The sequence below is a fragment of the Ruegeria sp. HKCCD7251 genome (assembly GCF_013031165.1).
Taxonomy (GTDB): domain Bacteria; phylum Pseudomonadota; class Alphaproteobacteria; order Rhodobacterales; family Rhodobacteraceae; genus Ruegeria.
Window position 1 is genome coordinate 418738 of the sequence record NZ_WPZC01000003.1, and the last position, 22588, is coordinate 441325.

General features: G+C 60.5%; 19 protein-coding genes. 8 read left to right on the top strand and 11 right to left on the bottom strand.

From position 1 onward, the window contains the following. Positions 1–12 precede the first annotated feature (12 nt). From GOX75_RS11285 to GOX75_RS11300, 4 genes are read right to left on the bottom strand one after another with little or no spacing between them, the layout of a single operon-like run. Positions 13–2055 carry a hypothetical protein gene (locus tag GOX75_RS11285; protein WP_171123093.1) on the bottom strand — a complete coding sequence of 681 codons (2043 nt, stop codon included), beginning with the start codon at positions 2053–2055 and terminating at the stop codon, positions 13–15. Further along, positions 2052–4814, bottom strand: coding sequence for a DUF4159 domain-containing protein (locus GOX75_RS11290; RefSeq protein WP_171123095.1), 2763 nt, complete (start codon positions 4812–4814; stop codon positions 2052–2054). Before GOX75_RS11290 ends, GOX75_RS11285 begins: the two co-directional genes overlap by 4 nt. Then, on the bottom strand, positions 4811–5686 hold the full coding sequence (locus tag GOX75_RS11295) for a DUF58 domain-containing protein (protein WP_171123097.1): 876 nt from the start codon (positions 5684–5686) through the stop codon (positions 4811–4813). Before GOX75_RS11295 ends, GOX75_RS11290 begins: the two co-directional genes overlap by 4 nt. Further along, complete coding sequence (locus GOX75_RS11300) at positions 5683–6690, bottom strand: MoxR family ATPase (RefSeq protein ID WP_171123099.1); 1008 nt, start codon at positions 6688–6690, stop codon at positions 5683–5685. The genes GOX75_RS11295 and GOX75_RS11300 overlap by 4 nt, the downstream gene beginning before the upstream one ends. 64 nt (positions 6691–6754) lie before the next feature. Between GOX75_RS11300 and GOX75_RS11305 the strand changes: the two genes are divergently transcribed. Beyond that, complete coding sequence (locus GOX75_RS11305; RefSeq protein WP_171123101.1) at positions 6755–7333, top strand: DUF1285 domain-containing protein; 579 nt, start codon at positions 6755–6757, stop codon at positions 7331–7333. Here the strand turns inward: GOX75_RS11305 and GOX75_RS11310 are convergent. Further along, positions 7330–8265 carry a DMT family transporter gene (locus GOX75_RS11310; protein ID WP_254428741.1) on the bottom strand — a complete coding sequence of 312 codons (936 nt, stop codon included), beginning with the start codon at positions 8263–8265 and terminating at the stop codon, positions 7330–7332. The genes GOX75_RS11305 and GOX75_RS11310 overlap by 4 nt on opposite strands. A 179-nt stretch (positions 8266–8444) precedes the next feature. Between GOX75_RS11310 and GOX75_RS11315 the strand changes: the two genes are divergently transcribed. Further along, positions 8445–9200 carry a hydroxypyruvate isomerase family protein gene (locus GOX75_RS11315; protein ID WP_171123105.1) on the top strand — a complete coding sequence of 252 codons (756 nt, stop codon included), beginning with the start codon at positions 8445–8447 and terminating at the stop codon, positions 9198–9200. 62 nt (positions 9201–9262) lie between these two features. After that, positions 9263–9493 carry a DUF2798 domain-containing protein gene (locus GOX75_RS11320; protein WP_171123107.1) on the top strand — a complete coding sequence of 77 codons (231 nt, stop codon included), beginning with the start codon at positions 9263–9265 and terminating at the stop codon, positions 9491–9493. A gap of 51 nt (positions 9494–9544) precedes the next feature. On the opposite strand, the gene polA is transcribed toward GOX75_RS11320, so the two are convergent. The 3 genes from polA to GOX75_RS11335 form a co-directional block, all read right to left on the bottom strand. Then, positions 9545–12340, bottom strand: a complete 2796-nt coding sequence (gene polA, locus GOX75_RS11325) for a DNA polymerase I (RefSeq protein ID WP_171123109.1) — start codon at positions 12338–12340, stop codon at positions 9545–9547. Between the two features lie 70 nt (positions 12341–12410). Then, positions 12411–12881: a hypothetical protein gene (locus tag GOX75_RS11330; protein ID WP_171123111.1), complete on the bottom strand. Its 471-nt coding sequence runs from the start codon at positions 12879–12881 to the stop codon at positions 12411–12413. 82 nt (positions 12882–12963) lie between these two features. Continuing rightward, complete coding sequence (locus GOX75_RS11335; RefSeq protein ID WP_171123113.1) at positions 12964–13140, bottom strand: zinc-finger domain-containing protein; 177 nt, start codon at positions 13138–13140, stop codon at positions 12964–12966. A gap of 197 nt (positions 13141–13337) precedes the next feature. Between GOX75_RS11335 and GOX75_RS11340 the strand changes: the two genes are divergently transcribed. The 3 genes from GOX75_RS11340 to GOX75_RS11350 all read left to right on the top strand — a co-directional run bounded on the left by GOX75_RS11340 (position 13338) and on the right by GOX75_RS11350 (position 17764). Beyond that, the gene (locus GOX75_RS11340; RefSeq protein ID WP_171123115.1) at positions 13338–16256 is read left to right on the top strand and encodes an error-prone DNA polymerase; all 2919 of its coding nucleotides are present in this window, start codon (positions 13338–13340) and stop codon (positions 16254–16256) included. Positions 16257–16304: 48 nt separating this feature from the next. Then, positions 16305–16718, top strand: a complete 414-nt coding sequence (locus tag GOX75_RS11345; protein WP_171123117.1) for a group III truncated hemoglobin — start codon at positions 16305–16307, stop codon at positions 16716–16718. A gap of 107 nt (positions 16719–16825) precedes the next feature. Then, the gene (locus tag GOX75_RS11350; RefSeq protein ID WP_171123119.1) at positions 16826–17764 is read left to right on the top strand and encodes a DMT family transporter; all 939 of its coding nucleotides are present in this window, start codon (positions 16826–16828) and stop codon (positions 17762–17764) included. 10 nt (positions 17765–17774) lie between these two features. Here the strand turns inward: GOX75_RS11350 and GOX75_RS11355 are convergent, their stop codons facing one another. Together GOX75_RS11355 and GOX75_RS11360 are read right to left on the bottom strand one after the other, a co-directional pair. Beyond that, a complete protein-coding gene (locus GOX75_RS11355) occupies positions 17775–18500 on the bottom strand; it encodes an NYN domain-containing protein (RefSeq protein WP_171123121.1) in 726 nt (241 codons plus the stop codon). A 95-nt stretch (positions 18501–18595) separates the two neighbouring features. Further along, positions 18596–19708, bottom strand: coding sequence for an S-(hydroxymethyl)glutathione dehydrogenase/class III alcohol dehydrogenase (locus tag GOX75_RS11360; protein WP_171123123.1), 1113 nt, complete (start codon positions 19706–19708; stop codon positions 18596–18598). A gap of 130 nt (positions 19709–19838) precedes the next feature. Here GOX75_RS11360 and GOX75_RS11365 point away from each other — a divergent pair, with 130 nt between their 5' ends. Together GOX75_RS11365 and GOX75_RS11370 are read left to right on the top strand one after the other, a co-directional pair. Next, positions 19839–20126: an I78 family peptidase inhibitor gene (locus tag GOX75_RS11365; RefSeq protein ID WP_171123125.1), complete on the top strand. Its 288-nt coding sequence runs from the start codon at positions 19839–19841 to the stop codon at positions 20124–20126. Between the two features lie 61 nt (positions 20127–20187). Further along, a complete protein-coding gene (locus GOX75_RS11370) occupies positions 20188–21840 on the top strand; it encodes a DUF6504 family protein (protein ID WP_171123127.1) in 1653 nt (550 codons plus the stop codon). Positions 21841–21843: 3 nt separating this feature from the next. Here the strand turns inward: GOX75_RS11370 and GOX75_RS11375 are convergent, their stop codons facing one another. Beyond that, positions 21844–22569: an SDR family oxidoreductase gene (locus tag GOX75_RS11375; RefSeq protein WP_171123129.1), complete on the bottom strand. Its 726-nt coding sequence runs from the start codon at positions 22567–22569 to the stop codon at positions 21844–21846. Positions 22570–22588 lie beyond the last annotated feature (19 nt).

The following is a 22588-nucleotide window of genomic DNA, read 5'->3' on the forward strand; positions in this document are numbered from 1 at the left end:
AGGCGCGGGCCGTCAACGACGCCCCTCGCGCAACCAACCGCCCAGCAGGAAGCCGCCCGCCAGAAGCAGCACCAACCACGGCGGCAGCAAACCGGCCTGCGTGACGTCCCGAGTTTCATAAGCGTCACGTGGCGTCAGGCCAATCCAACCGCGCCCGGATGCCGGTCGTCCCGCACGCACGTTGCGGATCGCGGGCAGGCCGTCCTCCAACTTGATCGCCCCACCGCGCAATTCAGCCAGCAGCGGATCCAGAAAGTCCGAGGTTGCGATGGTGCGCTCAAATTCTTTCGGCGCGGCCGGACCTAACCCGATAACGGCGGACAACTCGCCTTCCCGCAAACGGTAAAGTCCGATTTCCGGCCCGAAATACTGTGCCTCGAACCGGCCGGGGGAAATCATGTCGAGCGTGATGTCCAGCGTTTCCCCATTCGGGCGCGTGACCGTAACTGGACCGACCTCATCCTCAAGGGTCTGCCGAATGATCCGCATGATCTGGCCGTTGGCTTCGGCCCACAGCGCTTCTTCCTCAAGCTCGGGTTCTTTCATCATCCAATGCGCCAGCCGGCGCAGCAGTTCAAGCTGCGGCCCGCCCCCCTCGAACCCACGACTCCAAAGCCACGCATGATCCGAGGCCAGCATTGCCACGCGGCCTTCACCCACACGATCAAGAACCAAAAGCGGCCTGTCTTCAATCCCGGTCATCAGCAACTCGCCCGAGCGGTGCTTTACGTCGATCTGGCGCAACCACGCGCCCCATTGTTCGGAATCGCCAAGATCAGTCGTGACCGGATGGCGATGCCCCAGATCGGTCACCATCGGGACAAAGCGTTCCTCGATCACCCGTGCGGTTGGCTGCGCCGGTAGGATCGGTGCCAGGGGCGAGCGAAAGATACTGTCCGCGCTGGCAAAGTCAGGCCCGGCCGCGATCAGGACGGCACCGCCGTCGTTAATATAGTTGTTGACGTTGTCCAGATAGATCGCAGGTAAAATGCCGCGCCGCTTGTAACGGTCAAAGATGATCAGATCGAAATCGTTAATCTTTTCCAGAAACAGCTCTCGAGTTGGGAATGCAATTAGCGACAACTCATCCACCGGAACACCGTCCTGTTTCTCAGGTGGTCGCAGGATTGTGAAATGCACCAGATCGACCGAGCTGTCAGACTTCAGCAGGTTGCGCCATGTCCGCCCGCCCGGATGCGGCTCGCCCGATACCAACAGCACGCGCAAACGATCGCGAACACCGTTCATCTGGATCAGCGCCGTGTTGTTTCGGTCTGTCAATTCACCTTCGGCTTCGGGCACCGTGAATTGAATGACATTACGCCCGCCATGGGGCAGGCTGACGGGCAATTCCACGTCGACACCGATGGGAATCGAGAATTGTTGGGGCTCGGCACCGTCGACCGAGATTTCAAGCGGCGCGCTGGTCGCGCCAGCAGGGGCTGCACCGCTATCTTCTACGCGCAAGGTCAGGGTGACCGGCTCACCGATAATGGCAAAGGCGGGGGCATTTCGCACAATCAAGCGGCGGTCCCAGTCGGTGGCGCGCCCGGTTTGCAGCAAATGCATCGGCGCTGGCAGGTCGGGTGCCTGATCTGCATCGTGCACAATCCCGTCGGATACCACAAGAATTCCTGCGATCCGCGCGCGCGGTTCTTCGGCCAACGCCTCGTTCAGCGCAGCCATGACCTGCGTACCTTCGTCGCCGTCGCCATCACCGACTTTGATCCGGCGCAGCTCGGTATTGTCGCGCGACTCGATCTCGGCCGCCAGTTCTTCGGCTGCCAGCGCGGTCTGCTCGGCGCGGTCCGAAAGGGTCTGACTGGCGCTTTCATCCTCGATCATCAACACGATGTCCGTCAGGGGCGCGCGATCCTCGATCTGGTAGACCGGGCCAGCCAACGCACCGATCACGACAAGGGCCGCCAAACCGCGCAGGGCCCAACCGGACAGACCCTGCCAAAGGGCCAGAACCACCCCGGCAAGGGCTACCGCAGCAACGGTGGCCAAAACAGGCCACGGGATCAGGGGATCAAAGATAACGGTTCCTGTCATTGTCCCAACCTGTCCAGCAAGGCAGGCACATGCACCTGATCCGATTTGTAGTTCCCGGTCAGGACATGCATCACCAAATTGACACCAAAGCGATTAGCCAGCTCTCGCTGACGCTCACCTGCATAGCCGCGTCCAACGGGCAACAGGGCCTGTCCGTTGCGGTCAACGGCCCACGCTCCGGCCCAGTCGTTGCCGCCGATCACCACTGGCGTCACGTTATCGTTGAGGTTGCGGAACGGCATCCCCTCGATCTGTTCGGCATCCAGTGGCGCGGCCTCGACCCAGACCTCGGTTCCGGCGTAGCGCCCGGGAAAATCCTGCAGCAGATAGAACGCGCGCGTCAGCACGTGGTCACGCGGGACAGGCTCTAACGAAGGAATATTCAAGGGCGCGGCCAACTGCTGCAATTTGCGTCCATTAGGGCTGGAGGCGCCAAACCGCGCCACATCCGAGTCCCGCGTGTCAAACAAGATCATCCCGCCCGAGCGAAGGTAAGCGTTAAGCTTGGCGTAGGCTCCAGCGGACGGTTGCGGTTGCTGGGGGGTTATGGGCCAGTAGAGCAACGGGAAAAAGGCCAGTTCGTCCCGCTCCAGATCAACGCCGATCGGTTCGGCCGGTTCGACGGACGTGCGATAAAACAGGGTTTGTGCAAGACCCCGCATTCCGGCACCTGCAATGTCATCGACCTGCGCGTCACCCGTCAGGACATGCGCCAACACCAGTTCCTTGGTGGCGTTCAGCGCAAAATCGGTATCCGCGGGCGTCTGTGCGTCTGCTTGGGGCACAAACAGCAAAACTCCGATCGCAGTGGCCGCGGCCTTGGCCAGACCCAACCGTCCTGACAGCGCCAAAGACGCAATGACATCCACCGTCAGCAACAGCAGCGCAAGGCTGAGCAGGATACCTCCGATGGGCGTTTCCGTGCTAATTTCCTGCCCCTTGATAGGCACATCCGGCGGCCAGACCGCAGGGCTAAGCATCGTGTCGCTGGTCAGAACATTCAGCGCCAGCTTTTGCTTGCCGCTTTCGTAAAGCCCCGGACGCAGATCTGGGCCAATTGCACCCGCCACTAGATCGACGCCATCAACGCCCGACAGATTGCCGGCATCAGACAAGGTGCCAAACCCATCCATCACCTGAATTGGCTCCCACGTGGTGCCCTGCAACTGGGACTCCTGCCGAGACTTGGCGGCCGAGGCGACGGCCAGCCGATCCAGCATTTCGACAAATAGGCCCGACAGGGGAAGGCTGGACCATTCTGCATCAGCCGTCACGTGGAACAGCACGACCTGACCCAGCCCAAGCGCCTTGCGGGTCACCAATGGCGTGCCGTCCGACAAAGATGCAATCACGCGATCCGCCAGATTAGGGTCAGGTTGCGCCATGACCTGCGTGGTCACAGATACATCTCCGGGGACCTTAAGCCCATAAAACGGTGAGCTTTCGGGGAACGGTGCAAGCCCCTTGGCCTCACCCCAGCTCATCGCGCCGCCAACGGATCGTCCGCCGCTGCGCAGGCGGACAGGCAGCAGGATATCTTCCTCATCACGGCCCAGATCACTGGCGGCCATACGCGGTCCGGCAAAGCGCAACAGCAAGCCACCTTCTTCGACCCATTCAACCAGTGCCGATTGTTCGCCCCCGGACAGTTTGGCGACATCGGCCAGAACGATCACATCCGGGTTGGCCGGCAGTACGTCCAGCAATCCGCCATCAACAAAATCCGCTGTCGGGATCAAAACCTGCGTCAGGTAATGCAACGGTGACAGCAACTCCAAACCTTCGCGGTTCCGCGTCCCGGCGATCAGGGCAACTTCGCGCCGCCGCAGGCTGTCATCGGTCAGTGTCACAGCCCCCGCAGACCGTTCACCTTGAATTTCAAACCGCGTGATCCGCGCGCGCAGTTCTGACGGCAGGGCCAGTTCTATCTGGGCCTGCGTTTCGCCACCTGCAAATTCCACCTCGGCAGATTGAAGAACCCGCATCACCCCGGCCGGGTCGCGGCCCTGCGCCAGAACCGTGATGCGTTCAGCCGGGCCCGCCTCGGCCCGTTGCGCGGTCAATTGAATGACGCCATCCTGATAGCCAGCCGGCAATAGTCCAACAACCGAGGATGGCGACTGATACACAGTGACACCCCCGCGCGCCTGCAAAGCCGCAAGGATCGTTTCGCTGCGATCATATGCCAGACGGTCACTGAACCAATGCGTTTCAAATTCACCTTCAACCTCATCCAGCGCGGCCAAAGCCTGTTCAATCTGCGGCAGCGTAGGCTGCCATGGCATCGGAACCAGCCCAGGCAATCGACCGCTCCACGCCTCGGCGGCCTGAAAGACAGGGACTTCGGGAACCGTCAGGTTAAGGATCGCGACCGTGCGCCCGGCACGCCCGGCCTCGGTCAGTTGCGCGTCGATCTGGTCCAGCGTCGAAGACCAACGGGATGCGCCCGCCCAGCTTCCGTCCAGCACCAACATCAATGGCCCTGATCCGGCTTGCTCTCGGGACGGGTTCAGAACCGGGCCAGCCAACCCGATGATAATCGCCGCCGCTGCCAGCATGCGCAAAAGCAGCAACCACCACGGGGTGCGGTCCGAAACGCTTTCTTCATCCTTCAACCCAAGCAGTAGTGTGACCGCCGGAAACAGTCTGCGGATCGGCGCTGGTGGCACGGCGCGCAGGATCAGCCACAGGATCGGAAGGGTCAAAAGACCCAGCAACACCCACGGTGCGGTAAATCCAATGCCCGCCAGAACCGTCATGCCGTTCCCCCGTCCAGTGCACGATAGAGCCACAACAGAGCCGCTTGCGCGCTGTCACCCGTGTGGTGCAGACCAAGCTGCCATCCGGTCGCGCGACACAGTTGCGTCAGCGCGCCCTTGCGACTGGCGAGACGCTCTAGATAGCGGTCCCGCAACTCTCCGGCCTTGAGGGTTTCGTGTCGCGCTGTGCCGCCAACGCTTTCAAATATGGTCCGCCCGCGATAGGGAAAGCTTTCCTCGGTTGGGTCCAGAACCTGCAACAGGACACCGCGCACGCCCCGGTCGGCGGCTTTGGTCAGGGCCAGTTCGACCTCATCCATCGGCCCGAGGAAATCGGAAATGAAGACGGCACGCGCATGTGGGATCATGGCCCTATGTTCGGGCGGGGCGTAATCGGCTGCGGCATCTTCGGACCAAGCCTGCGCCAGCCGCACGATTTGCGCGTTGCCGCGCCGGGGCGGAAGGGTTGTTCCGGTCAGTCCGACACGTTCCCCGCCGCGCACCAGCAGGATCGCCGTTGACAGACCAAGCAGGCGCGCCCGGTCCGCTTTGGTGTGCAGGGATTTGTCGGACGCAAACCGCATCGACGCGCCCTGATCGACCCAGAGCATCACCGATTGCGCGATCTGCCACTCGCGTTCACGCACGAATTGCTGATCCCCCCGCGCAGACCGCCGGTGGTCGATCATCCGACGACTATCTCCGATCTGCGCCGGTCGGTACTGCCAGAAATCATCACCCAGACCGGACCGCCTCCGTCCGTGATCACCCAGCAGGACGGTTCCCGCCAGATGTTCGGCCCGCGCCAACAAGGGCGGCAGCCGGCACGCCTCGGCCTCGGATCTTTCACGAAGGGTCAGCGCGGCATTCACGCCGCAGCCTCGGTGCGGATCAAGCCGGCAGCTGTGCTTTCGATCAGCTCAGCTAGGCTGTCCCCGCGTGCACGCGCCGCAAAGTTCAACGCCATCCGGTGGCTGAGGACTGGGCGGGCCATGTCCAGCACGTCCTCGGCATTAGGGGCCAATCGCCCCTGCAGCATCGCCCGCGCCCGCACCGTCATCATCAGCGCCTGCGCCGCACGTGGACCCGGCCCCCATGCAACGGTTTCGGCAACACGCTCAGACACACCCGCCTCATCCGGGCGGAAGGCACGAACCAGATCGAGGATCAGTTCAACGACCGAGTCGCCCACCGGCATCCGGCGCAAAAGAACCTGCGCAGCCAGCAATTCCTCTTTGGTGAAAATCTCATGCGCGTCGTCTTCCTCGACACCCGTGGTGGCCAGCAGAATGTCACGCTCGGTTTGGCGATCAGGGTATTCCACGTCAATCTGGACAAGGAAGCGGTCCAACTGCGCCTCGGGCAGCGGATAGGTGCCCTCTTGCTCAATGGGGTTCTGCGTTGCGAGCACGTGAAACGGTGTTCCAAGAGAACGATCTTCGCCCGCCACCGTCACCGTGCGTTCCTGCATCGCCTGCAACAGCGCCGATTGGGTCCGAGGGCTGGCGCGGTTGATCTCATCTGCCATCAGCAACTGGCAAAAGATCGGGCCAGAAATGAACCGGAAATGGCGGCTGCCATCTTCGGCGGTATCCAGAACCTCGGACCCCAGAATATCGGCAGGCATCAGGTCCGGCGTGAATTGGATGCGGTTGCCGTGCAAGCCCATCACGGTCGACAGCGTTTCAACCAGTCGCGTCTTACCCAGACCGGGCAGACCGATCAGCAACGCATGCCCGCCGCACAGCAGCGCGGTCAGGGTCAGGTCCACGACCCGTTCCTGTCCGATAAAGCGGCGGGTGATCGAGGACTTGGCCTCTTGCAGTTTGGTTTCCAGCGCTTCGATCTCGGACACGAGGTCGGCAGGTTCGGTCATGACTTTCCCTTCCGTGGACTAATATGGTTGAAGTGTATCGCGCGAAAAGGAAATGGCAAAAGTAATGAGCGGACAAAAACCTGTGACACCCTCTCCTGATGGCATTGCGGCATCAGTCAAAGCCGCCAAAACCAAGGGCTTGCCCCCGGTTCACCTGTGGAATCCTCCGTTTTGTGGCGATCTGGACATCCATATCGCCAAAGATGGCTCTTGGTCTTATCTAGGGTCACCGATCAACCGGTTCGAGCTTGTGAAGTTATTTTCCTCAATTCTTAAGAAAGAAGAGGGGAAATATTATCTTGTCACCCCGGTCGAAAAGGTGGGAATCACCGTCGAGGACGCGCCCTTCGTCGCGGTCGATTTCGATGCGACGGGCACCGGCGCGGCGCAGGTGCTGACTTTCACGACACATGTCGGCGATACCGCCATCGCAGGGCCAGATCACCCGATCCGCATTGTTATCGACCCTGAAACAGATGAACCCGCGCCCTACATATTGGTGCGTGCCAACCTCGAAGCGCGGATCGACCGCAAAAGTTTCTACCGGCTGGTCGACATTGCCGAACACAATGATGATTGGTTCGGCGTCTGGTCAGATGGACAGTTTTTCCCCCTGATCCGGTCCGAGGACTTGCCGGACTAAGCCCGGCGCACCACCCGACGATCTTGCGCCAGCACCACGGCCACAGCCACGATCCCCGCGCCCAGCGCGCGAGTCCAGTTCCACTCGTCCCCCAGCACAAGCATGATCAACATCACGTAAAACGGCGCGATGTTGATGTGGAACGACGCCAGCGCCACGCCGATTTTCCCGACCGAGGCGATAAAGAACACCTGACTCAGCCCCATCGAGATCAGCGCATAGATCACCAGCATTCCCGCTTGCTGCATATCAACCGGAGCCGTGGGGATGACATCCATACCCAACTGCCCTGCCGTGAAGAACAGAAAGAAGGCCACGACCAACCCGCCCACGAATGTAATGGTACTGCGCCCGGTCTGGCTGAGTTCTGGAAAATCCCGCGCGGTTGCCATGCTGGCCCAGCAGAACAACCCCGTCGACACAATGGCACACCCTGCGCCAAGCCCTAGTTGAGCGGGGGCCACCGCGCTGGTTGCGATTAACCCACCGATGATCGACACTATGACTCCGATGGCAAAATTCCACCGCAAACGTCGCGTACCCGTCGCCAGCTCCAACAGAGTCGCAAACAAGGGCGCGCACGAGGCGATGATGGCCACGGTCACCGGGTCGGTCAGCTTTTGCGCCAGAATGATCAGGAACATCCCAGCGCCCAGCGTTCCACCGACCAGCATCGCATGCCCCCAACGGGCGCGCAGTACGCGGGTCGGCCCGTCAAACAACACCCAGATCGGCACCATCACCAACACCGCAATCGCCAGTCGCGCCACCAAGAGCGCTACGGGGGGCCAGCTTTGCAACAGCACCTCGGCCGCCGGAAACCCGGCTGCCCATGTCAGCATGCTTGCCACCGCCAAGCCATTGCCGGGCAAGGCAGAACTGCGCCCGGCAGACACAGAAAGAGTGTTCCCGCGCACGGGGTCAGGGCTCATTGCCATGGTGTCAGACCTTTTGTTGGAACGGCGACCGAAAATGATTCGCCGCATTGTCCCGAATGTCTCTGAATTGCCCCGGGCGATCTGGCCGATTTTCGACAATCTGTCGTTTTCAGTCCCTTTCCCTGAAATCACCCGACAGCTAAGGTCCGGTCACCAAAAACCCGGACCTGCCAATGCCCAAATTTGCCGCCAATATCTCGCTGCTCTTTGCAGAACTTCCCTATCTCGACCGGTTTCAGGCGGCAGCAGAAGCCGGGTTTCAAGCCGTTGAGATTTTGTTTCCCTATGATCTGGCCGCCAAGGAAACGCGGCGGGCCTTGCTGTCCAATGGGTTGGACCTTGTCCTGATCAACGCGCCGCCACCGAATTACACGGGCGGACAGCCGGGCTATGCAGCTATCCCCGGCGACGAAGCGCGGTTCCAATCGGATATTCGTCGCGTGATGCGTTACGCCGATGTTCTTAAACCGGGGCTGATCCACGTAATGTCGGGTTATGCCTCGGGGCCGGACGCGCTGGACTGTTTCGTAAAGAACCTGAAATGGGCTGCCGATTTCGCACCCCAGCAACAGTTCACGATTGAGCCGCTGAACCCGGTTTCGCAGCCAAACTATTTCCTGAACGACTACGATCTGGCTGCTGATGTTCTGAACCGCGTAGACCGCCCCAATGTCGGCCTGCAATTCGACAGCTTTCACGCCCATATGATCCATGGCAACGCGCTGGACGTGTGGACCCGGTTCAACGCCAATGTGGTTCACGCCCAAATTGGCGCGGCACCGGACCGATCCGAACCCGGGCGCGGGCCAACCGATTTTCCCGCCCTGTTCAGCGCGATGGATGATGCAGGATACGCAGGATGGGTCAGCGCCGAATACGTGCCCTCAACACCGCAAACGATCAACAGCTTGAAGTGGATGCGCGCCTAGCTCTGGCATTTTTTCAAAAAATCCCGCAGATGACATGGGCCGAGACCAATAGGATTTAGTCAATGATCCCTGCCCGCTTTACCCGCGCTCTGTTCAGCCTGATCATGTCGGGCCTGATGTCCTGCATCGTTACAGGTATCGCTACGGTAAAGGCGATCGGGATAGGCCCAACCACGCTGGGCGACTGGATGGCGTCCTGGGCCTTTTGCTGGCCGATCGCGTTCTCGGTCATCCTGATTCTCGGACCTGCCGTGCAACGGTTGGTCAATCGCCTAGTCAGGCCGCAGGACTGACCCGCAGCGAAGAGGGTCCGTCGGACCTAATGAGAAGCGCGCCGGTGCGCCTCAGTGTGCCTCGGCCCAGTTCGCCCCCTGCCCGGCATCGACACTCAGCTTGACGTCCAGTTTCACCGCCGGGTCCGATGCGCCTTCCATCACGTCGCGCGCGACGCCGATCACCTGATCCACCGCATCCTCGGCCACTTCGAACAGCAATTCGTCATGCACCTGTAACAGCATCTTGGCGGGTAGCCCGTTGATCGCATCCGGCATCCGCACCATCGCGCGCCGGATCACATCCGCCGCCGTGCCCTGAATCGGCGCATTGATCGCCGCCCGGCGCGAGAACCCGGCATGAGGCCCCTTGGCATTGATCTCGGGCGTATGGATCTTGCGGCCAAACAGTGTCTGGACATAGCCATGCTCTTTGGCAAAGGCGACAGTGTCGTCCATATAGGTTCTGATCCCCGGAAAACGTTCGAAATAGCGGTCGATAAAGCCCTGCGCCTCGGCCCGTGGAATGCGCAGGTTGCGCGCCAGACCAAAGCCTGAAATCCCGTAGATCACACCAAAATTGATTGCCTTGGCCTGACGACGAATATCCGGCGTCATCTCGTCCAGTGGCACATCGAACATCTCGGAGGCGGTCATGGCGTGAATGTCCAACCCATCCGAGAACGCCTGTTTCAACGCCGGGATATCGGCGATATGGGCCAGAATCCGCAGCTCTATCTGGCTATAGTCGAGGCTGACCATCACATTGCCCGGCTCGGCGATGAACGCCTCACGAATGCGGCGGCCTTCTTCGGTGCGCACCGGAATATTTTGCAGGTTCGGATCGGTCGAGGCCAAACGGCCCGTGTTGGCCCCCGTAATCGAATAAGACGTATGCACCCGGCCCGTATCGGGGTTGATATGGGTTTGCAGCGCATCCGTATAGGTCGATTTCAGCTTGGACAACTGCCGCCAATCCAGCACCCGGCGGGGCAGTTCATGCTCGGTGGCGAGGTCTTCGAGAATATCCGCCCCGGTCGAGTATTTCCCGGTTTTACCCTTTTTTCCGCCCTCAAGTCCCATCTTGTCGAACAGAATCTCGCCCAGTTGCGCGGGCGAGCCGACATTGAAAGTCTCACCGGCCAATTCGTGAATTTCAGCCTCTAACCCGGCCATTTTCTGCGCGAAGGTGTTGGACATGCGGGACAGCACATCGCGATCCACCTTGATACCGTGCATCTCCATTTCTTTGAGAACCGGCACCAGAGGACGCTCCAGCGTTTCATAAACCGTCGTCACCTGCACCTGATGAAGTTGCGGTTTGAACAGCTTCCACAAGCGCAGCGTGATATCCGCATCCTCGGCGGCATAGGCAGTGGCCTCATCAATCGGCACCTTGTCGAAGGTGATGGCCGACTTGCCGGACCCTAGCAGCGGTTTGATCGGAATCGGTGTGTGATTTAGATAGCGTTCTGACAGGGTATCCATGCCATGCCCATGCTCGCCCCCATGCATTGCATAGGACATCAGCATGGTGTCGTCGATCGGCGCCACTTCCACACCATAGCGCGCGAATATCTTGGCGTCATACTTCATGTTCTGTCCAATCTTCAGGATCGACGGATCCTGAAGCATAGGTTTCAGCAGTATTAGAGCCTCATTTAACGGCATCTGCCCCTCGGCCAGTGCGTCTGAGCCGAAAAGATCATCAGCGGCTCCGTCGCGGTGGGTTAGCGGGATGTAACAGGCCGAGCCCGCCTCAACGCACAGCGAAATGCCCACCAGATCGGCGATCATTTCGTTTAATCCGGTGGTCTCGGTATCGACGGCTACCCAACCGGTTTCATAGATGCGGTCGATCCACGCCTGTAGCGCTGCTGCATCCCGAACGCACTCGTGATTCGCGGCGTCAAAGGAGATATCCTCGGCCTCAGATACAACCTCGGGCGCGGGCGCATCGGCGATCACCGGGGCCTCGGCCCCCAGCTTGTCAGCAATGCGTTTAGTCAGGGTGCGGAACTCCATATCCGCCAAGAAACTCAGCAGCGTGTCCGGCTCGGGGTCCTTCACTTCAAGATCGTCCAGCGTGAAGTCCAGCGGGGTGTTTTCGTCCAACTGCACCAGCTTTTTCGACAGCTCGATCTGGTCGCGCTTTTCGATCAGGGTCTGGCGGCGTTTGGGCTGCTTGATCTCTTCTGCGCGGTCCAGCAGCGTTTCCAGATCGCCATATTCGTTGATCAGCAAGGCGGCGGTCTTGACTCCAATGCCCGGAGCGCCCGGCACGTTATCCACGCTGTCCCCGGCCAGCGCCTGCACATCGACCACCCGTTCGGGTCCGACGCCGAATTTCTCGAATACACCATCGCGGTCGATGCGCTTGTTCTTCATCGCGTCCAGCATTTCCACGCCGCCGCCGACCAACTGCATCAGGTCTTTGTCTGAACTGACAATCGTCACACGCCCCCCCGCGTCACGCGCCTGAACAGCCAGCGTGGCGATGATGTCGTCGGCCTCATACCCCTCCAACTCCTTGCAGGCGATGTTGAAGGCGCGAGTGGCTTCACGGGTCAGAGGCATCTGCGGTCGCAGGTCCTCAGGCATGGCCTCGCGGTTGGCTTTGTACAGGTCATAAAGATCATTGCGGAACGTGTGCGAGCCCTTGTCGAAAATCACCGCCACATGGGTCGGCGCGTCGGGTCCGGCGTTCCCCTCGACATATTTCTGCAGCATGTTGCAGAACCCCGAAACGGCGCCGATCGGCAGCCCATCGGATTTGCGCGTCAGCGGGGGCAGAGCGTGATAGGCCCTGAAAATAAAGGCCGATCCATCGATCAGATGCAGGTGACATCCTTTTCCGAAATTGCTCATGCGCGCTCTCCCTGTCGGTCAGGGATGGTTCTGCCACAGGGCCGCGCGCGTGACCAGTCAGGAACGCGGCTTATCCACCAAACAGACCGCTGAAAACGTCCGAGAAACTGTTCAGCAGCGCCATGATAACCAGCACACCGAGGAAGGCAAAAAATGCAAAGGCAACGAACTGAAACAGGATCGCGCCCACACCGATGACAACGCCTGCAATAGCCGGGCGTCTCTTTTCGTGACGCAGGATACCAACAACGGACAACACAATTGCCAGCCCGCCCAACATGGCGACCCCGATACGCAGGAAATCGTCCAGATCACGGGTCGGCGCAACCGGTTCGGGCTGCTCAAGCCCGGCCGCGGCGCGCAGCGTGGATTTACCGATCTCGGCCGCCAATTCCCCCAAGGAAACCCCGGTGGATTGCTGCGGCGCGAACGGTCCTGCCCAGAACACAAATAGCGCTGCAAACAGCGCAATCGACGCAAGGCTAAACCCTGTCCAACCAAAAACAGGATTTGCTGTGTCAGTAGCGTGAAGGTCAGTCATCACTCTCACCCGGGCTGGTTCCGGTCGAGCCTTAGCACAAAAAACGCGGCGAGATTTTGGCGTTCATTCTTTGTAAGGGCGGTCAGCCCTGATCTGTGCCCTTAAGGACATATTTGCAATCGCAATAGGGGCATTCGACCCAACCGGTATCCTCGGGGATTTGCAGCCACACGCGCGGATGGCCCAACGCGCCTTCGCCGCCGTCACAGGCAACTCGGGTGGTTTCCACGATCTTGGTTTCCGGCGCTTCGATGGTCACGGCTGGCGATCCTTCTTCGGTTGTCGGCCTCGCGGGGCATGTGTGACTGCGTTTATGAGCGATGCGCAAACCGGGGGCAAGTGCCGCGTGTGAGATGCGGCAATCAGGATCAACTGTGACCTGGCAAAGCCAAGCGACCCGCTTCCTGCGCAAAGGACTCGAAAAAGAACAAAACGTGAATATAATATGGAATCGCCATGTATGCCGAATTGTCGATCACGTCGAACTTCACCTTTCTCACCGGGGCATCCCACCCCGAGGAATACATGGAGCGCGCCGTGATGCTGGGCCTGCCTGCCATTGCGATTGCCGATGACAACTCGGTGGCCGGGATCGTACGCGCCCATACCCAAGCGCGCGAGATCGCCCGAAAGGTGCGCGAACGTGTGGAATGGGAAGGGCAGAACACGCCCATAGGCCCAACCTGCCCCGATCATATCCCCAAACCACCCTCATATCTGATCCGCGCGGTGCCGCGCCTAATCCCTGCGGCACGGCTGATCTTCACCGACGCGCCCACCGTCACCGCCCTGCCGCTGAACCGGCAGGGTTGGGGCAACCTGTGCCGTATCCTGTCTGCGGGCCGTCTGCGGGCCGAGAAAGGCGACTGTATCCTGCACCTGTCCGACCTGATGGAATTCTCTGACGGTCTCCACCTGCTGCTCTGGCCACAACCGACCCCGTCACAGGGCGGCGCGAGCCCTTGGCGGACACAGGCACAACGGTTGACGCGCCGCTTTGGCAGGCGGATGCATCTGTTGATGCATCCCCGGTATGACGGTGCAGACAGTGCGTATTTCTCTTTATTAGAGACTGAATCAAAGCAACTTGGCATCCCCACAATCGCCAGTGCCGCGCCGATGATGCACCACGGGGCCCGTCGCAAGCTGGCCGATGTGCTGACCGCCATCCGCCTGCGCCGCAAGGTCGATGATTTGGGTCGCGACGCGCTGGCCAATGGCGAACAGCGCCTGCGGTCCGAGGCCGAGATGTTACGTATCTTCAAGGGCCATGAAGGGGCCGTCACCCGCGCCCATATGCTCAGCGAACAGCTGCAATTCTCGCTGGATGAGCTGCGCTATGAATACCCCAGCGAGGGCAGCGATCAGGAAACCCCGACCCAGCGCCTGCACCGTCTAGCGCATGAAGGGTTGAAATGGCGTTATCCGGCTGGGGCCTCGGAAAAAGCCAAAAAGATGCTGGCGCACGAGCTGACCCTGATCGGCAAGCTGAAATATGAGCCCTACTTCCTGACCGTCCGCGACATCGTTCATTTCGCCCGCTGGCGCGATATCCTGTGTCAGGGACGCGGATCTGCGGCCAATTCGGTGGTCTGCTTCTGTCTCGGCATCACCGAGGTCAGCCCCGAGATGGGTACGATGGTGTTCGAGCGCTTCGTGTCCGAGGCGCGCGATGAACCGCCCGATATCGACGTCGATTTCGAACATGAACGCCGCGAAGAGGTGATCCAGCACATCTATGACCGCTATGGCCGCCACCGCGCGGGGCTATGCGCCACCGTGATCCATTATCGCGGCAAGCGTGCGATCCGCGAGGTCGGGCGCGCCATGGGCCTGACCGAAGACACGATCTCGGCCCTGTCCTCGCAGCTATGGGGGTTCTTCTCAGCCAAGGGGCTTGAGGCCGAACGGATGCGCGAGATCGGCCTTGATCCCGAGGATCGCCGCCTAAAACAGACTCTAATGCTGGTCTATGAGATCGACGGCTTCCCCCGGCATCTCTCGCAACATGTGGGTGGTTTCATCATCACCGAAGGACGCCTGGACGAGCTTGTCCCTATCGAAAACGCCACGATGGAGGACCGCACAGTCATCTGTTGGGACAAGGACGATATCGACAGTCTGGGTATTCTGAAGGTCGATGTCCTCAGCCTTGGGATGCTGACCTGTATCCGTAAGGCATTCGATCTGATCACACAGCACCACCAGACCGGCTATACCCTTGCCACCCTGCCGCCCGAGGATCCCGAGGTCTACGATATGCTGTGCAAAGCGGACTCGGTGGGGGTGTTTCAGGTGGAATCACGTGCTCAGATGAACTTCCTGCCCCGGATGCGGCCCCGCACTTTCTATGATCTGGTGATCGAGGTCGCCATCATCCGCCCCGGCCCGATTCAGGGCGACATGGTCCACCCCTATATCCGCCGCCGGAACGGAGAAGAAGAGGTCAGCTTCCCCTCGGACGCTTTGGGCGAGGTGCTGGGCAAAACGCTGGGCGTGCCGCTGTTTCAGGAACAGGCGATGCAGATCGCCATCGTCGGCGCGGGCTTTACCCCGGAACAGGCCGACCGGCTGCGCCGATCGCTGGCGACCTTCAAGAAGCACGGCAATGTCAGCGAATTCCGCGCGCTTTTCCTGCGCGGGATGAAGCGCAACGGTTACGAACAGGATTTCGCCGAGCGGTGTTTTTCACAGATCGAGGGCTTCGGCTCTTACGGCTTCCCAGAAAGCCACGCGGCCAGTTTTGCGCTGTTGGTCTATGCCTCAGCCTGGATCAAATGCCACCATCCGGGCATCTTCGCCTGCGCACTGCTGAACTCGCAGCCAATGGGCTTTTATGCCCCTGCCCAGATCGTGCGGGATGCCCGCGAACACGGGGTGCAGGTGCGGCCGGTCTGCATCAATGCCAGCTTCTGGGACAATGTGATGGAACCCGACGGCCATGGTGGGCTGGCCCTGCGGCTGGGGTTCCGCCAGATCAAGGGCCTGAGCGAGGAAGACGCCAGCTGGCTGACTGCCGCGCGGGGCAACGGCTACACTCAGGTTGATGACGTCTGGCGGCGTGCAGGCTTGGGGCCATCGGTGATCGAACGTCTGGCCGAGGCCGATGCCTTCGCCGCCTGCGATCTGACCCGGCGCGAGGCTCTGTGGCAGGCCAAGGCGATTGCGACCGCGAAACCCCTGCCGCTGTTCTCACAGGATCTGGAAGGCGAGACGCTGGATGAACCCGCAGCCTACCTGCCGCAGATGACATTGGGCGAACAGGTGGTCGAGGATTACGTCGCCACCCGTCTCAGCCTGAAGGCGCATCCGGTGGCCCTGATCCGACATCTGCTGACGCCCGAGCCGCGCGACAAAACCACACCTGTTGCCTGACCTCCGCCCCGGATATGCCCCGGGCTAGAGTCGAAACCTGAGACAACCATGACCAGACCCACCTTGCCCCCGCGCTTTCCCGCAACACCGGCCCAGATCAACGCGCAGGTCCACGCCTTCTATGCCCGCGTGCGCGAGGATGCCGTTCTGGGGCCGGTGTTCAACAAGCACGTCCATGACTGGCCCGCGCATGAGGACAAGATCGCCGCCTTCTGGCGCAACGCCATCCTGTTTGAGCGCAGCTATGACGGTAATCCGCAGCGGGTCCATATCGAGCGGCCTGACGTGCGCCCCGAGATGTTCACCCACTGGCTGGACCTGTTTGAAGAGGTCGCCAGCCAGACCCTGCCGCCTGAAACCGCCACCCCATGGGTCGCGCTGGCGCGCAGGATCGGCGTAGGGATGAAGGCAGGCGTTCAGTCCGCACGCCAGCCAAAAGACGCACCGCCGATCTTGCGATAGCGCCCCAACCAAAAACCGATGTTAGCGGTAAAATTGAGGCTACCAGACTCGGCTAAATAGGGGTAAGCAACAGGCAACCCACCTGACATATTACCGAGACCTTCGGGATGACCACGCAAAACAACACCCTCAAGGGCCTTGGCTATGCTTTTGCAGGCTTTGCGGTCTTTGCCAGCCATGACGCCCTGATCAAGGTTCTGGGTGGCACCTACTCGGTGATGCAGATCATCTTTTTCGCCACGCTATTCTCGTTTGTACCAATGGCAGTCACGATCCTGACCGACCGGGCCACCGGGAATTTCCTGCCGCACCACCCGTGGCTGGTCCTACTGCGCTCGGCCCTGATGGTCACCGGCATGTCCTGCGCGTTCTACGCCTTTTCAGTCCTGCCACTGGCCGAGGTCTACTCGTTGTTGTTTTCCTTCCCGCTGATCGTCACAGTCCTGTCGATCCCCATTTTGGGAGAGGTCGTGCGCGCCCAGCGCTGGGCCGCCGTTGGCGTCGGTCTGATCGGCGTGCTGATCGTTTTGCGCCCCGGGGCGACGGACATCACGATAGGCCATCTTGCCGCCCTGACAGCCGCGTTTTGCAGCGCCTTTGCATCCGTTCTGGTGCGCAAGATCGGGAATGAGGAACGCTCGGCGGTGCTGATCCTCTACCCGATGCTTCTGGCCATCTTGGTGATGAGTCTGGCCCAACCCGCGGTCTACCTGCCGCCCTCGCTGCTGCATCTGGCGATGATGGCGCTGGTTGGTGTGTTTTCAGTGATCGCCCAGCACCTGATCATTCTGGCCTATCGCGCCGCGCCAGCCGGGGTCGTCGCGCCCAGCCAATACAGCCAGATCATCTGGGCTACGCTGTTCGGCATGGTCTTTTTTGGCGAGCGGCCCGATGGCTGGGTCGCGGTCGGAGCCAGCATCATTATCGCGTCAGGTGTGTTCGTCGTCTGGCGCGAGAGCCGGGCGAATACCTCGTCGGTCAACACACCGGTTCTACGGGTGCGGTCACCTCGTTCGGATACGGGGGCGACGCGGCCGGGGGCGTAACGCGATCCAATTATTTTTCCAAATATCGCAACCTGAAGTTTCCATTAGCGTCGGCTTCATCAAAACGACCGAGACCGCGAACCAGATCGCTCAGCTTGGTATAGCCATAACTGCGCGGATCAAAGTCCGGATAAATCTTACCCAGTTGCCGTTCCACAAAGGGCAAAGTCGCCCACCCATCGGGATCGTTTGTGGTATTGACCACATTTCGTATCAACTGAAACGCGTGATTTAGGCTCTGTTTTCCTTTTGCTTCACCATCTTTGATTGCGGGTACGCAAGGCGCGGTATCCCGCTTGATATTCTCGATATAGATGAACCGATTGCAGGCTGCGACCAGCGATTCCGGTGCCTTGCGCTCGCCTATCCCAAAGACGTCCAGTCCTTGTTCGCGAATGCGGGTGGCGAGGCGGGTGAAATCACTGTCAGAGGACACAAGTACAAACCCGCTGAACCGCTCGGAATGCAGGATATCCATCGCGTCAATGACCAATGCGATATCGCTGGAGTTCTTGCCTATCGTATTAGCGAACTGCTGATGGGCAACGACGGCATATTTGGCAAGAGATTTGGCATCCCAGCCTTGTGGTGCTCCGTTCGAGAAATCACCGTAGATACGGCGCAAGCTGGCTTCACCCAATGTGGCAATTTCTTCAAAAATCTCTGCCGCATGTTTCGCAGGCACATTGTCTGCATCAATCAGAACCGCAAGGCGGTCAGTATTCCGTGTCGTCAATTCAAATCCTCAACCTGAGATAGTATTCTTGAGGATGAATGTAAGAACAAGAAAGGGCGGGCAAAAGCCCGCCCTGTGAATTTAATTTTCCTATTTCAGTAGATTACGACCGATCGGATGCTTTCACCCTTATGCATCAGGTCGAACCCTTGGTTGATGTCATCCAGACCCATCGTATGAGTGATCATCGGATCAATCTGGATCTTGCCTTCCATATACCAGTCGACGATCTTGGGTACGTCGGTCCGACCCCGCGCGCCGCCGAAGGCAGTGCCGCGCCATGACCGACCGGTGACCAGTTGGAATGGGCGGGTCGAAATCTCGGCCCCGGCAGGTGCCACGCCGATGATGATCGATTCACCCCAGCCCTTGTGCGCCGATTCCAGTGCGGCGCGCATCACGCCCACATTGCCGGTAGCATCAAAGGTGTAATCCGCGCCACCTTTGGTCAGATTGACCAGATAGGGCACCAAATCGCCTTCGACCTCGGCTGGGTTCACGAAATCGGTCATACCGAACTTGGTCGCCATCTCAACCTTGGCGGGGTTCAGATCGACGCCGACGATCTGATCGGCCCCGGCCAGACGAAGGCCCTGAATCACATTCAGACCGATACCGCCCAGACCGAACACGATGGCGCGGCTGCCGATTTCCACCTTGGCGGTGTTGATGACGGCTCCGATCCCGGTGGTCACGCCACAGCCTATATAGCAGATCTTGTCGAACGGCGCGTCCGGGCGCACCTTGGCCAGCGCGATTTCCGGCAGAACCGTGTGGTTCGAGAAGGTTGAGCAGCCCATGTAGTGCAGGATCGGATCACCATCCAATGTTGAAAAGCGCGAGGTCCCGTCGGGCATCAGGCCCTTACCTTGAGTTTCACGGATCGCCTGACACAGGTTGGTCTTGGGGTGCAGACAGTATTCACACTCACGACATTCAGGGGTGTAAAGCGGGATCACATGATCGCCCGGCTTCAGGCTGGTGACGCCCGGGCCGACCTCGACCACAACGCCCGCACCTTCATGGCCCAGAATCGCGGGGAACAACCCCTCGGGGTCGGCGCCTGACAGGGTGAATTCATCCGTGTGGCAGATACCGGTGGCCTTGATCTCGACCAGAACCTCGCCCGCTTTGGGGCCTTCAAGGTTTACATCCATCACTTCCAAAGGTTTGCCCGCCTGAACGGCGACGGCGGCACGGGTACGCATTGTGCTTGTCTCCCTGTCTTATATGCCTCGACCCTGCGTCAATTGCAGGGTGTTTTCAACTGTGCTTTCGTGACAGATTGGCTAATTGTTTGATATTGCAGTAACGACGTTGTCACGAGGAGAAACGCCAATGCATCGATTTTTACCCGCGCTGGTCCTGTTGGCAGCTTGTGCAGAGACCCCCGCGACCGAAACAGCGGCGACTCAGCCCGAAGCTTCTCCGGTTGATCTGGCCTTTTGTCAGGGCGAGACATTCGCCGCTTCCGTCGGCCAACCGGTCTCGACCATTCAGGCGCAATTGCCTGAACGGTCGCGCATCCTGGGGCCCGATGGGATTGCCACGCAGGATTACCGCATTGACCGGCTGAACGTGTATGTCGATGGCGCAGGGATCATTCAACGTCTGACCTGCGGGTAAGCGTGGACTCGGGGCGTGATTCTCGAATAAGAACAAAGTGTGAACATTTTGATGTCTGCCGATGCCCAAACGCCGAATACTTTCACTCTGGTTCCCCCGCCTGGGGGCTGAACGGCTGGTCCGCGCCGCGCGGGGGCTGCAGGATGGGCCTTTGGCTGTGGTGGCCGAACAGTCGAACATGCAGGTTGTCACCTCGCTGAATGATGAGGCGCAGGCCGCCGGGTTGCGTGTCGGTCAACCGGTACGTGATGCCCACGCCATGTGCGCCGCCCTGATCACCCGCCCCCGCAACGTCCCGGCCGAGGCTGCTTTTCTGACTGCGCTGCGCCGTTGGGTGGGCAAGTTCAGCCCGTGGGTGGCCGAAGAAGCACCGGATGGGTTGATCGTTGACCTGTCGGGCTGCGCGCATCTGTTCGGTGGGGAAGAGGCGCTGCTGAACGTGATTGAGACCGACTGCGCTGATATGGGTCTCAGCGTGCAGATGGGCATCGCCGATACGCTGGGCGCAGCTTGGGCGCTGGCGCGTTATGCCGGGCAAGAGGCTACATCGGACCGCAACGGCGACGCCATCAGCCAAGAGGCGCGCGCCACCCGCGCCCGCGCCACCAAGCGGCGGCACTGGACCAAGGGCGGGGCCGCGCCGCAGGTGATGGCATTGGGTGGAGGCGCGCGGATTGCAGCACCGGGGCAATCTTATGGCGCGCTCAGCCCCTTGCCCATCGCGGCGCTGCGGCTTGAGGATCAGGTGGTGACGCAGTTGAACCGTCTGGGCCTGCGCCGGATCGGCGACCTGCTGGGGCAACCGCGTGCCTCACTGGCCCGACGGTTCGGGCGCGGGCTGGTGCTACGGCTGGATCAGGCGATGGGCAGCGCGCCCGAGCCGGTCTCACCCGCCCGCCCGCCACATCACTTTGCGGTGCGGATGACCCTGCCCAACCCGATTGGCCTGACCGAGGATGTGATGGCCGCCATCGACCGGGTTCTGCCCATCCTTTGCTCCAAGCTGGAGGAGAAAGCCCGCGGGGTACGAACATTACGGCTTGAGGCACATCGTGCCGATCAGGCAGCCGAGGTTATCGAGATCGGCCTTGCCCGTCCGACCTATGACAAACATCGCATTCGCCCTTTATTAGAGATGAAAATTGATAAGATTGACGCGGGTTATGGCATCGACATGCTGCGGCTTGAAGCGGTGCAGACCGAACCGATCCACGCGCGCACCATGACCGGCCATGCCGAAGCACGCCGCGCCGTGCGCGAGCGGTTAGCGGGCAACACCGCCGTCGAGGACCTGATCGGTAAACTGGGCGCACGGGTCGGGTTGGAGGCGATCACACGACGGCACCCTGCGGCCTCGCACATCCCCGAGAAGACCGCGCAGGTGCTGGCTGCCGCATGGTCGGAACCTGCGCGCGACTGGCCCGCGCCGCCGCGCCCGCGCCCCTTGCAGATGTGGCAACCCGAACCGGTGATGGCCCCAGACACTCCGGACGTGCCCAGCACCTTTCGCTGGCGTGGGCGCGACTGGCAGTTGGCACAAGCGACCGGCCCGGAACGGATCGCGCCGGAATGGTGGCTGGACGACCCCAACTGGCGCAGCGGCGTGCGCGATTACTGGGTGGTGGTGACCGAACAAGGGGAACGGCTCTGGCTGTTCTACGGACATGGCGGCACCATGTCAGCGGGTTGGTTTTGCCACGGTCAGTTTTGTTAGAGTCTATTTTCCGCGATAGACAAGAATATCAGGCAGATAGTCGATCAATCGGATCACCCAGGAAAACGGAGCAGGGAAATCAGTACGGAACCGACGCCGCGACATCGCCTTGACCACGCGATTCGCGGCATCCTCGGGCGTCATCAGCATCGGCATCTTGAAACTGTTCTTCTCGGTCAGGCGGGTTTTGATGAAGCCCGGATTGACGATCCGCACGGTCACGCCAGTTCCAGCCAGATCGTGTCGCATGGTTTCCGCCAATGAAATCAACGCCGCCTTGCTTGCCCCATACCCGATAGCGGCTGGCAGACCATGATACCCCGCCAGGGACCCGATCAAGGTAATTTCACCGCGACCGGCTTGAACAAATCCCGGAACTGTTTCCCCCAACACGCGAATGGCACCCAGATAGTTGACATCGCTCATGGCCAGGGCCGCTTCGGTGTTCCAGTCAGCACTACGCATCGGATCATAAGCGCCCGCATTATAGACCAGCCCATCAACAGGCCCGGCCTTGGCTACTGCGTCACGAACTGAGTCTAAATCGGTCACATCCATTGGTATGGACCGAGCATTGGGAAGCGTTGCGCAGATTTCGTTCAGACGATCGGCATTGCGCGCGGACAGGATCAGGTGCGCCCCCTGATGGTTAAGCGCGTCGGCCAGAGCGCGCCCCAAGCCCTCGCTTGCGCCGATAATCCAATAGGTTTTTCCTTCAAAGCTGCTCATGCGACGACCGTTTCGTTTC